At 49.6% G+C, this 11,403-nt stretch carries 11 protein-coding genes; 9 read left to right on the top strand and 2 right to left on the bottom strand.

Annotation, left to right across the window (positions count from 1 at the left end):
- Positions 1-427 precede the first annotated feature (427 nt).
- Entirely contained in the window at positions 428-1,204 is a 777-nt protein-coding gene (locus ACNA6I_RS15780) for a methyltransferase domain-containing protein (protein WP_048007787.1), read from the top strand.
- A 56-nt stretch (positions 1,205-1,260) separates the two neighbouring features.
- Here ACNA6I_RS15780 and ACNA6I_RS15775 read toward each other — a convergent pair whose 3' ends face one another.
- Positions 1,261-1,497, bottom strand: coding sequence for a hypothetical protein (locus tag ACNA6I_RS15775; RefSeq protein ID WP_048007788.1), 237 nt, complete (start codon positions 1,495-1,497; stop codon positions 1,261-1,263).
- A gap of 255 nt (positions 1,498-1,752) precedes the next feature.
- On the opposite strand from ACNA6I_RS15775, the gene ACNA6I_RS15770 reads away from it, so the two are divergent.
- Positions 1,753-3,993: an ATP-dependent helicase gene (locus ACNA6I_RS15770; protein WP_063191434.1), complete on the top strand. Its 2,241-nt coding sequence runs from the start codon at positions 1,753-1,755 to the stop codon at positions 3,991-3,993.
- A 19-nt stretch (positions 3,994-4,012) separates the two neighbouring features.
- On the opposite strand, the gene ACNA6I_RS15765 is transcribed toward ACNA6I_RS15770, so the two are convergent.
- Positions 4,013-4,171 (bottom strand): hypothetical protein, encoded by a 159-nt coding sequence (locus ACNA6I_RS15765; protein WP_156183299.1) that lies wholly within the window; start codon positions 4,169-4,171, stop codon positions 4,013-4,015.
- 198 nt (positions 4,172-4,369) lie between these two features.
- On the opposite strand from ACNA6I_RS15765, the gene ACNA6I_RS15760 reads away from it, so the two are divergent.
- From ACNA6I_RS15760 to ACNA6I_RS15730, 7 genes are all read left to right on the top strand, one after another.
- Positions 4,370-4,705, top strand: coding sequence for a hypothetical protein (locus ACNA6I_RS15760; protein ID WP_048007789.1), 336 nt, complete (start codon positions 4,370-4,372; stop codon positions 4,703-4,705).
- A 176-nt stretch (positions 4,706-4,881) separates the two neighbouring features.
- The gene (locus ACNA6I_RS15755; protein WP_048014750.1) at positions 4,882-5,925 is read left to right on the top strand and encodes an ABC transporter substrate-binding protein; all 1,044 of its coding nucleotides are present in this window, start codon (positions 4,882-4,884) and stop codon (positions 5,923-5,925) included.
- A gap of 17 nt (positions 5,926-5,942) precedes the next feature.
- On the top strand, positions 5,943-6,872 hold the full coding sequence (locus ACNA6I_RS15750; RefSeq protein WP_048007791.1) for a nucleoside hydrolase: 930 nt from the start codon (positions 5,943-5,945) through the stop codon (positions 6,870-6,872).
- 26 nt (positions 6,873-6,898) lie between these two features.
- Complete coding sequence (locus ACNA6I_RS15745; RefSeq protein WP_048007792.1) at positions 6,899-7,720, top strand: ABC transporter permease; 822 nt, start codon at positions 6,899-6,901, stop codon at positions 7,718-7,720.
- Between the two features lie 6 nt (positions 7,721-7,726).
- Positions 7,727-8,512 carry an ABC transporter permease gene (locus tag ACNA6I_RS15740; protein ID WP_048007793.1) on the top strand — a complete coding sequence of 262 codons (786 nt, stop codon included), beginning with the start codon at positions 7,727-7,729 and terminating at the stop codon, positions 8,510-8,512.
- A gap of 15 nt (positions 8,513-8,527) precedes the next feature.
- Positions 8,528-9,580: an ABC transporter ATP-binding protein gene (locus ACNA6I_RS15735; protein ID WP_048007794.1), complete on the top strand. Its 1,053-nt coding sequence runs from the start codon at positions 8,528-8,530 to the stop codon at positions 9,578-9,580.
- A 16-nt stretch (positions 9,581-9,596) separates the two neighbouring features.
- The gene (locus tag ACNA6I_RS15730; protein ID WP_416313741.1) at positions 9,597-11,303 is read left to right on the top strand and encodes an adenine deaminase C-terminal domain-containing protein; all 1,707 of its coding nucleotides are present in this window, start codon (positions 9,597-9,599) and stop codon (positions 11,301-11,303) included.
- The last annotated feature ends 100 nt before the right edge of the window (positions 11,304-11,403 follow it).

Here is an 11,403-nt window from a genome sequence, read left to right as displayed (position 1 = left end):
CCACCCTTCGCTGCACTGCACTATGCGGTAATGATGAGGGTTGAAAGGGATGACCCGTTTCACCCTGTGTTTGATGGATAATGGACCATACATCCCCATATTTTTGATTTGAGTTGGGGGTGTAGTGTGATGGGTTCGTTCCGTTTCGCTGCGGGTGGCCGCTTTCCGCGGGTCGAGCGATGAGCCTCCTCGTGCCTGCGGGGTCTCATCTGCCCGCCTTTTCCGCAGGAGTCGGCCACCCTTCGCTGCACTGCACTATGCGTTGATGATGGGGGTTATCACTTTTGCTTCACCCTGCTTTTTAGTGACGTGGTGGTTGGTGTCGATGATCGGTTTTTCTTATCGGGGCTGATCCAAAACTGTGAATGGTTAGGGGAGGGTGGCTTTGCTATAGTGGTGGTAGGATGTGGAAAATGGAGGAATGAGGATGAATGAGTGGAATGCTTCTCAGTATTTGATGTTTGGAGATGAACGGACACAGCCGTCGATTGATTTGATTGGGCGGATTGATCATGTAGATCCCCGCCGGGTGCTTGATATTGGCTGTGGGCCGGGTAACGGGACGGAGCGGTTGCATCTCCGCTATCCGGATGCAGATGTGTATGGGATTGATTCTTCTATTGCGATGATTGAGGCAGCGAGGGAGGCATATCCCCGTTTGCGGTTTGATTTGTATGATGCGTCCACAGACTTGCCGTCATTGGACCCGGGGTATGATATTGTCTTTTCGAATGCCGTGATTCAATGGATTCCCGATCATGGTAAGTTGCTGTGGGAGATGTTCCGATTGCTGAACGATGGGGGGACGCTTGCTGTGCAGATGCCAATCAATGAGGAGTCTCCTGCTTTCCGGGTGATCAACGAAGTGATCCGTGATCCGAAATGGGGGTTTACGGAGAAGGAATTCTCTCAGACGAATAAGCTTCCAGTCGGGGATTACGTAGATATCCTGTCAGGGCTTACAGACGAATTTTCTGTGTGGGAAACCACCTATTATCATAGGATGAAGGAGCATAAGGAGATCCTGGAATGGGTGAAGGGTACGAAGCTCCTTCCCTTTTTGAAGGCCCTGGAGGCGGATGAAGAGAAAAAACAAGCCTTTCAGCAGGAAATCCTTGAGGGGATTAAGGGACAATATTCCAGACAAGTAAACGGCGAAATCATGTTTCGCTTCAAACGACTGTTCTTCACGGCAAAAAAATAGACGGTGCACGCCCCGATACCCCGACGCTCCGTGTCGGGGTATCGTCTGTTGGGACATCAGTATTCAGACCGTCGCTTCAAATACTGATCCTCAAGGTCCATTTCCCGGTTGACGAGCCGTTCCATTTCTTCGAGGTGGTGGGTCTCGACCACGGGATCGAGGGGAGACCAGCGGACGTTGTAAACAAAATAGTAGGATCGTATTTTCCGGAGGATGACGAGAGAGTGCGGGAACAGGTCGAATTCAGCTTTGATGCTTCGGAAGCGCGTGTATCCCCATTTGGTTATGTTCATCGTATATCACCCGTTTTCTTATTCCCTTTCTGGAGGGTAGATTAACGTCAGAGAGACAGTTCTATGGAGAAGTTGTTTGATGAGAGAGGACGATGGGGTTAAACAAACGTTTGGTTGGGGGAGCAAATGCTTATTATAGTACAGGGTCATTCGTTAAACAACCGTTTAAGGGGTTGATTGGTCATTGCCATGACGGTTTCATCATTGTTATGATTAGTTGGTTACGAATCGCCAGGAAAGCTAGGAGAATGAGCTTTGAATAACGTATTGACCCACTATTCCATCTACCCGTTCGATGCCGATAAGAAGGAGATTCCCGTCGCCCCGTTACAGAATGGGCAGACGTCGGAGGCTCTTGTGGCACCTGATGAGGAAGATTCATATTATTTCAGAATATTAGAGAGCGCGGGGATTCAGTTGAATCAGGCGCAGATTGAAGCAGTCCGTCACGGGGAAGGGCCGTGCCTGACCCTTGCTGGAGCAGGGACGGGTAAAACGACGGTCCTGGTGAGCAGGACAGGCTATCTGATGACGGTGAAGGGGATCGAACCACAGCATATCCTGTTGGTGACCTTCACGAAGAAGGCTGCCGATGAGATGAAGCAGCGGATCACCCGTCTTCCTGGGACGGAAGGAGGACACCGGGTGCATGCCAGTACATTCCACGCCTTGTTCCTTCATCTTCTGCGCTCCAGACAGTACACGCAGGAAGTCATCGGGAATGAACGGTACAAACAGATCCTGCTTAAGCAGATCCAGCGCGGGATGAACATCCAGAATCCCTATGATGCGGAGACGCTCCTTGCCAAGCTTTCTCATTATAAATTGAACAAATTCGATTTGCGTGAGCTTCCAGAGGGGACGAAAACCGAAAAGGAAACGCGGAGCATCCTCCTCAAATATGAGGAGTGGAAACGGATGAACCACAAGATGGACTTCGATGATATCCTCACGGAGGCACATGAACTCCTCATGATGAATCCGAATCTCCTTCAGACGCTGCAGCATCGTTTCCGCTACGTGATGGTCGATGAGTTCCAGGATACAAACCTTGTGCAGTATGAGCTGATCAAATTGATCGCGGCGCATGGGAACCTTTTCGTGGTAGGGGATGATGACCAGACGATCTACTCCTTCAACGGAGCAAGGAACGAGTTCATCCTCGATTTTGATGAAGAGTTCCCCGATGCGAAAGTCGTCACCCTTCAAGAGAATTACCGCTCTGATGCTTCCATCATCGGTCTCGGCAATGAAGTCATCGGCCGGAATGGACAGCGCCGGGACAAGACGTTGATCGCGACGAAGCCCGAGGCGGAAAAGCCTCTTTATTCCAGGCCGTCGACCGTCGATGAGGAAGCACAGTGGATCGCAGAAGAGATCAGGCGCCTCGTCGAAAGCGGGTATCAGTATCAGGACGTGACGATCCTGCACCGGACCATGAGTAGCGGCAGGGCGGTATTTGAGGAACTGCTGCTGAAGGAAATCCCGTTCACACCATACAACCAGAAGGATTCCCTTTTCTATGATAACTGGATGGTGAAGCCCGTCGTGGATCATCTGCGACTCGCCATCGTACCGAGGAACTTCTCTGCCATGGAATCCATCCTTCCGACCCTTTTCATCAACAAGGAAAGGGGGATGACCCAGATCCGGCAGGGTGAGACGAAGGAGCAGAGCCCGAATCCGCTACTTCACGTGACGAAGATCCCGGGGCTGAAACCGTTCCAGGTGAAATCGATCAATGAGAGGATCTCGTTCTTGAAGATGATCCGGGACCACGCCCCTCAGCAGGCGATCAAACGGATCAGGAGGGACTTTTACCACCGGTATATGGATGCGAAAGAGTCCAATATCGTGACGGAGCAGAAGGAAATGATCAAAGAAATGCTCGATGAACTGGAAGGTTCAGCAAAGCGTTTCGAGACGATCGCAAGCTTCATCGCGTTCATTGATGAAATGAAAAAGAAGTACGAAGAAGTCTATTCCGACCAGCACAGACATTCCGACAGCGTATCTCTTATGACCATCCACCGGTCCAAGGGACTTGAATTCCCTGTCGTGTTCCTGATCGGGGCCATCGAGGGGAATCTTCCCCATTCCTCTGCATTGAAGGCGGATCATCTGGAGGACAAGGTGCTGAAGGATGTGAAAAAGTCCGAAAAGCTTGAGAAGGCAATCGAGGAGGAGCGGCGGCTCGCCTATGTAGCCATTACGAGGGCAAAGGAGCGTCTTTACATATCATCCCCTGCTTATTATCAGGGGGAGACCCGCCCTTGTTCCCGGTTTATCAGTGATATTTTCAAGACGGAGCCGGTGAAGGAGCCCGTGAAGAAGCCCAAGGCGGATTCTGTCTATATTTCCATCGATGCCTGGATCTGCACCCAGCCGAGGTGCATTGCATGGCAGCGGATCGCTCCAGGCGAGAGCGCATCGACCAAGGAGTGCCCGATCTGTATGGGGGATATGAAGCCCGGAAGGAAAGAAGTCACGATCTAACGCATAAAAGCCCGATTCCCTAATGGGAATCGGGCTTTGTGTATTCGTCTTCGTTTTCCACTGGGGGATCGATCCTGCTTGCATCTTCCACGTGAAGCGTCTTCCGTAGAAAAAAGATGAGAAACCCAAGGATCATGCCTAAAATAAAAATGAATCCGATGGTGACGGCGATATTCATATCATCCCTCCCAACTGCCTATATGGGTAGTGTATGAGGGCCAGGGTTGGTCGTATGCCTTTTAATGTTCGTGATTAGGTGTATATGGAAACGTTATTTTAATAAAAATCTACAAATTTCGATAAAAATCCGTATATTCTATTGTCAACTTACTAAAAAAATGTATAATAACTAGTAACAACTTTGTTGGCGGGTGAAATGATGACGAAGGATGCGAATGAAACGAAAAAGATTCTTTCCCACTTGTACAATGACGTCTCCAAGGAACTATTCGGTTTCGGGACGACACTACTGAAGGTGAAGATCGAAGAAAAGATCATCACGTTTCAAGCGAAGCATCGCCGCGCACCCAGATCACAGGCTCTCGAAGGGGAAGCGCCCCATCTGAAGCTTGAAGTCGATTTTCACATGTCGATCCTGTTCAAGAAGAAGCTCAAAGAAAAGCTGAAAGAGATCGGATGGGACATCGAGGCGGTCCTACGGGATTACGATTCCCTCACCCAGATTGCTTTCACAAACATCATCGTCAAATAGAATACCTGGACGTCCCGACTTGATTCATCTTGAAGGGATGCCGTTTAATCTTCTGGATTTGTTTCATCTTTGTTTACGAAGAAAAGACAATCTTGAGTAGAATGCTTTTATTCTATTTAGGGTTGTCTTTTTTTATATGCTATTCACTAAAAAACAATCATCAGGGGGTCAAGAAAATGAAAAAGTTCATCGTCATTCTTACCGTTGCGTCGCTTTTCCTACTGGGAGCATGCAGTGGTAATGGTTCAGGCAGTAAGAAGGATTCCAAGAAGCTCGTCATCTCCACATGGGGATTTGCTGAAGACTTCTTCGATAAAGAAGTGTATAAGCCGTTTGAAGAAGAGAACAATGTAGAAATCGTCCTCGACACGGGCAACAACGCAGATCGTTTGAATAAGGTCCGTCAAGGCCGCGGGGATGTGGATGTCATCTTCCTATCCGACTACTATGCGCAACAGGGGATCGATGATGGACTGTTTGCGAAGATTGATCATTCAAAGCTGAAAAATCTTGATTCCATCTATGATGTAGCTAAAGCTCCTCTTGGAGAAGAGTATGGTCCTGCTTATACGGTCGGTCAGTTTGGTATCGCCTATAATGCGGATGAAGTGAAACAACCGATCAAGGATTGGGATGACCTATGGCGCAAGGATCTGAAGGCATCCATTACCATTCCGGGGATCACCTCCACAAGCGGTCCGATGATGCTTGATGCAGCATCGAAGGTCAGTGGCGCAGACACATTCAATGAAGACCAAGCATTTGATCAAATGAAAGACATCCTGCCGAATGTTGTGAAAGAATACGGCCAGACGTCGGAATTCGTCAATATGTTCTCTCAGGGAGAGATCGTGGCTGGACCAATCATGGAAATGTATTTCGCCGATTTGAAAGAAGCCGTACCGAGTGCAACATTCGTTTCACCTGAAAAAGGCGGATATGCCGTCATGAATACGGTGAACGTTGTAAAAGATTCGAAGAATAAAGAGATGGCTGAGAAGTTCATCGATTATATATTGAGCAAAGAAGTACAAGAGAAGTCAGCGAAGGCCAAGGTCGATTCACCTGTCAACACCGAAGTGAAGCTATCTGAGGAAGAAGCAGAGGGATTGACGTACGGGGAAGAGGTTGTAGAAGGATTGAATACGCTGGATATGGAGTTTGTGAATCAGAATTCCAAGCAGTGGATCGACCGTTGGAACCGTGAACTGGCAAACTAACAATGGGAGTGGATGACATGAAGCGTAAACTGATACTTGATGTGGATACCGGCATAGATGATGCGATCGGCATCATCCTGGCAGTGAAAAGCAGGGAGTTCGATCTTCTTGGAATCACAACGGTGAATGGAAACGTGTCCCTTGATCAAGCAACGGACAATACGCTGAAGGTTTTGGATCTACTCGGGGAAACCAATCTGTCTGTGATCAAAGGGGCCGATGCCCCTTTGATCAGGCCCCAATTCTTCGAACATGGGGTACACGGGGAAGACGGACTTGGCGGGGAATTGAAGGATATCCTTCCATCAAGACCTGCGGAGGAAGGATTTGCCCCTGATTTCATCATCAATTCGATCCTGAATTTCCCTCATGAGGTCACGCTTGTCATGACGGGTCCACTGACCAATCTGGCCTTAGCGATTAAGAAATGTCCACAGATTGTCCACTATGTGAAAGAAGTCATTTTCATGGGCGGAGTGGTCAAGGGACCGGGGAATGTCACGCCGACGGCCGAGTTCAATATGGTGGTAGATCCGGAGGCTGTGAAGATTGTGCTTCACGCAGGCTTCAACGATATCACCCAGGTGGGGCTCGATGTCACCAGACACGCAATCCTGAAGGAAGACCATATCCAGGCGATTGAAAATCCCGTGATCCGTGAGTATATCGATAACAGCACGGCTCAATACCGCAAACGGTACTTCAAACGGAACGGCGTGGACGGTTGTGCCATGCACGATCCGCTTGCTGTCGCGGTTGCCATCGATAAAAGTCTCGTCAAGACCGAGGACTTCTTCGTCGATGTGGAGACGAGGAGCGAGCTATGTGATGGTCAACTCGTATGTGACTTCCAGAACAGGTTGGAGCAAGACAGGAATCTATCCGTCTGTACGGAGGTCGATGAAGCGGCTTTCCTACGATTATTCCATTCCATCGTTTCATCTTAATCTATTGGAGACAGGGGTTTTTGAGTATGAAGACGCGTTATATGTATCTATTGATGCTACCTGGCATCCTGTTTTTGACGGTATTCATGATTATTCCCATCGTCCTCACGATCGGGACGACGTTTACCGACGGAAGCGGGATCACCTTAGACGGGTACCTGACGTTCCTGAAGGATCGATATTTCCTTGATATTCTATTCACCACGCTGCGGGTCAGCCTGCTGACGACGTTGATCTGTATCATCCTTGGGTTTCCGGCAGCTTATTATATCTCAAAGCTCGGGGGCAGAATGAAGGCAGTCCTTCTGCTTCTTACGATCTTCCCATTGCTGACGAGTTCGGTTGTCCGGTCGTTCAGCTGGATGATCATTATCGGACGAAATGGATTGTTGAATAAGATGCTCCTTGGGATGGGCATCATTCACGAACCTCTCGATATCCTTTATACACCGACGGCCATCATCATCGGGTTGGTTCATTTATTTCTTCCCTTAATCATCGTTTCCCTGGTGGGGGTCATGGAGAACATCCAGCATGATCTTCTCGAAGCAGCCGAAAGCCTGGGGGCATCAAAGGCCACTGTATTCCTGAAGGTCGTTCTTCCCCTGTGTGTGCCGGGACTTGTCATAGGGAGCATCCTCGTCTTTGTGGGCAGCTTCACGGCGTACACCACACCTGCCCTATTGGGGGGCAAGCAGCGGGTCATCTCCACTTTCCTGTATCAGAACGCCATCACGCTCAATGACTGGCAGGTGGCCTCCATTGTCGCCACCATCATGATTGTCATCACGTTTGCCGTGATTGCCTGCATGAATGCATTAGCACGTAAATTGAATCCGAAGGGGTAGAGGTCGATGCAGAAGAATCGAGGATTGGCATTTTTCACATTCCTGGTATTTCTATTCTTATTGGGACCTTTGCTGATTATATCGGTGACGTCCTTTGAGGGTGGGAGCGTTTTGAAGTTCCCGCCGGAACATCTTTCATTTAAATGGTATCTGAATATATTCGATGTGCAGATGTTTATTTCCACATTCAAGACATCCATTATTGTCTCTCTCATGGGGAATCTATTCGCCCTTGTCCTTGGCATCCCGGCGGCATATGCCCTGAGTCGATTCGACTTCAAAGGGAAGAAATTGCTCGATGCCGTGTTCATTTCCCCGATCCTCATACCGGGGATCGTCCTTGGCTTTTCATTCCTTCGCTATATCGTCGGGGCCTATCAGCTTCCGATCTATACAGCGCTTTTCATCGGTCATACCATCATCATGCTCCCTTTCATCATCAGGGTCATTTCATCGAGTCTATCAAACTTTGATTTTTCCATCGAAGAGGCTGCAGAGAGCCTGGGAGCGAGCAAGGTCAAGACGTTCTTCATCGTCGTCCTGCCGAATATCAAGTCAGGGATCCTGGCAGCGGTCATGATCGCATTCCTGGAATCCTTCAATAACGTCGACATATCCGTATTCATGACCGGACCGGGCATCTCTACGTTCCCGATCCAAATGCTCACGTATGTTGAGAACTATTTCGATCCGACCATCGCGGCGATTTCCGTCCTCCTCATGGTCATCACGGCATTCTTCATGTTCATGGTTGAAAGACTGATGGGACTATCTTATTTCACTAAACGATAAAAGGGGGCCACTCCATTGGCATTATTTAGTTTGGACGATGTATCTGTTTCCTATAATAAGCAAACGATCCTGGAGAACTTCAATCTTGAGATCGAGAAGGGTCAGCTCGTTTCCCTGCTTGGACCAAGTGGATGCGGGAAAACGACCACGCTCCGATTGATCGCAGGATTCCTGAAAGCGAACAAGGGGAAATTCCTTCTGAATGGTAAAGATTATACGAAGGTTCCCGTGAACAAGCGTAATTTCGGTTTTGTATTCCAGAACTACGCCCTTTTCCCCCATTTATCAATCTTTGATAATGTGGCATTCGGACTCCGGCTGAGGAAGCTTGGAAAAGGAGAGATAGAGAAAAAGGTAAAGAGAGTACTGGAGGTCGTCGATCTTGCAGGCTACGATCAACGATACCCGAAAGAGCTGTCAGGGGGACAAAAACAGCGTGTCGCAATTGCCAGGGCTTTGGTCATCGAACCGGAAATCCTGTTATTCGATGAACCGCTCAGCAACCTCGATGCCAATCTGAGAGTGAACATGAGGGTGGAAATCCGCCGGATCCAGCAGGAGCTCGGGATTACAACGGTTTACGTATCCCATGATCAGGAGGAGTGTTTCTCCATCTCCGATAAGGTAGCCATCATGAACAAAGGCGTCATTGAACAGCTCGATGAACCGACGAGCATCTATCAGTATCCTAAAACGAGATTCATTGCTGATTTCATCGGGTTTAAGAACTTCATCGAGTTTGAGGAGCGGCAGGATGCAGAGGACACGATCCGGCTATCCGTTTCTGGTCATGATTTTGTCTTGACCAGGCATCCGCAAATGAGCAGATCAGGAAAGATCGGTGCCATCCGGCCGGACAACCTCCTGCTCCATGAAGGGACGAAGGAAGGAATGAACATCATTCCCGGCATCGTGAAGATCTCGACCTACCTTGGACGCAGCTTCCAATTCGTCGTGGAAACAGCCCTTGGCGATTTCACCGTGAATAAAGAAACAGCACTGCCTTACCGTGCGGGAGAAAAGGTCTCGCTCGAAATACCTCAGGATCAGATGGTTGTGGTGGAATAGCTTTAGGAGGGAAAGTATGAAAGTCGATATGCTGGTAACGGACGTTCGCGTCTACAACAGTTATTTTAAACGATTCACAAAAGGGAACGTAGCCATCAAAGACGGAAAGTTCTTCTATATCGGGGACCGGGGAGCGGAGTATTTCGAAGCGTCCGACGTCGTGGCAGGGGACGGTTCCTACATGGTCCCGGGTCTGATCGATATCCATCTTCATATAGAAAGCACCATGGTGACACCCGCTACCTTTTCATACGGCCTGATCCGGAACGGGGTCACGACCATTGTGCCCGAACCCCATGAGATGGCCAATGTATTCGGCCTGTCCGGTGTGAAGGAAATGATCCGCGCCAGTGAATCGTGCGAAGTGGACATGTTCTATTCGATTCCGAGCTCTGTCCCGGCCACTTCCATGGAAACGACGGGAGGGGCCATCGGCATCGGGGAAATCGATGATCTTCTCCGGACGGAAAGGATCAAATGCCTGGGAGAAATCATGAACTTCTATGAAATCATCACGGAAGCACCGAGTAAGACGAACGCCATCCTTGAGCATATGAACCGCGAGTATCCGGATCTGATCATCGAGGGGCATGTACCGAAGCTGCTGGACCTCGAGCTTCAGCAGGTCGCGTTCGCCGGCGTCCACTCCGATCACACGCACCAGACAGTGGAAGGGATGGAGCAGCGCATGGCGGCCGGCATGTTCGTTGAAATCCAGGAAAAGTCCATGACGCCCGAGGTGATGGAATACCTGATCAGCGAGCCGGTGGAGGAGCTCTTTTGCTTCATCACCGATGATGTGATGGCGGATTCCTTTACAGAGAGGGGCCATTTGAATGTCCTGCTGAAGAAGGCAATCGCCATGGGGATGACGCCCGAGATGGCCATTTATGCGTGTACCTATACACCAGCCCAGAGGATGCGTATGTATGATCGGGGAACGATCGCGCCTTCGAAGGTGGCAGACTTTCTGTTGGTTTCAGATCTCGAGTCGTTTGAAATCAATGAGGTGTATAAAGCGGGTCGCCGGGTCTATGATGTGAATCAATCGTATGATCAGGCTGAACCGGATCGGGCTTTCCCTGAATCCTTCTATAAAAGTGTCGACCTTGCTGAATTGAGTTTGGACGATTTTACCATGGAGAGCGGGAAAGCTGACGGTGCTTATATGTGCAGGGTGATCCAGGTGAAGAACGGGTCGACCTTCACCGAGGAAGTCCACCGGTCCGTGGTGTCCAGTGGAGGACGTCTCGAGTGGGAAGGAGGCGGTCTGGCACAGATCGCGACGTTTTCGAGATACGGGACGGAGAGCCGGGCACATGGGTTGATTGCCGGTGATATCATCAAGAGCGGTGCGTTTGCGACGACTTATTCACATGATAATCACAATCTGCTTGTTGTGGGGCATAGTCCAGAGGATATGCTACTGGCGGCGAATGAAGTGATCCGGAAGCAGGGCGGTGTGTGCTGTGTGGAAGGTGGCAAGATTTTGTCGATGCTTGAGCTGCCGGTTGGAGGGATTCTGTCTGAGGATAAGCTTGAGTGTGTGTCAGAGCAGGTGGGGCATGTGACGGCTTCGCTGAAGGCGATGGGGTATGAGCATTATAATGTGATCATGTCGCTGAGTACGCTGTCGTTGCCTGTGAGTCCGGCGTTGAAGATTACGGATCGCGGGTTGATTGATGTGAATGGGGGCCGTGTGGTTCCGTTGATTGTGGAGTGAGGAGTGGGCTCTGTGCCTGCTCTCTTTTTTTGTGGGTTTTTGTCCGTAGATAGGACGTTCCGTTTCGCTGCGGCCGACCGCTTTCCTAGGGGAGTGAGGT

It is taken from the genome of Rossellomorea sp. FS2 (assembly GCF_047915635.1).
Lineage (GTDB): Bacteria > Bacillota > Bacilli > Bacillales > Bacillaceae_B > Rossellomorea > Rossellomorea marisflavi_A.
Note: the sequence above shows the minus strand (reverse complement) of the source record. Positions and strands in the feature narration are given on the sequence as shown.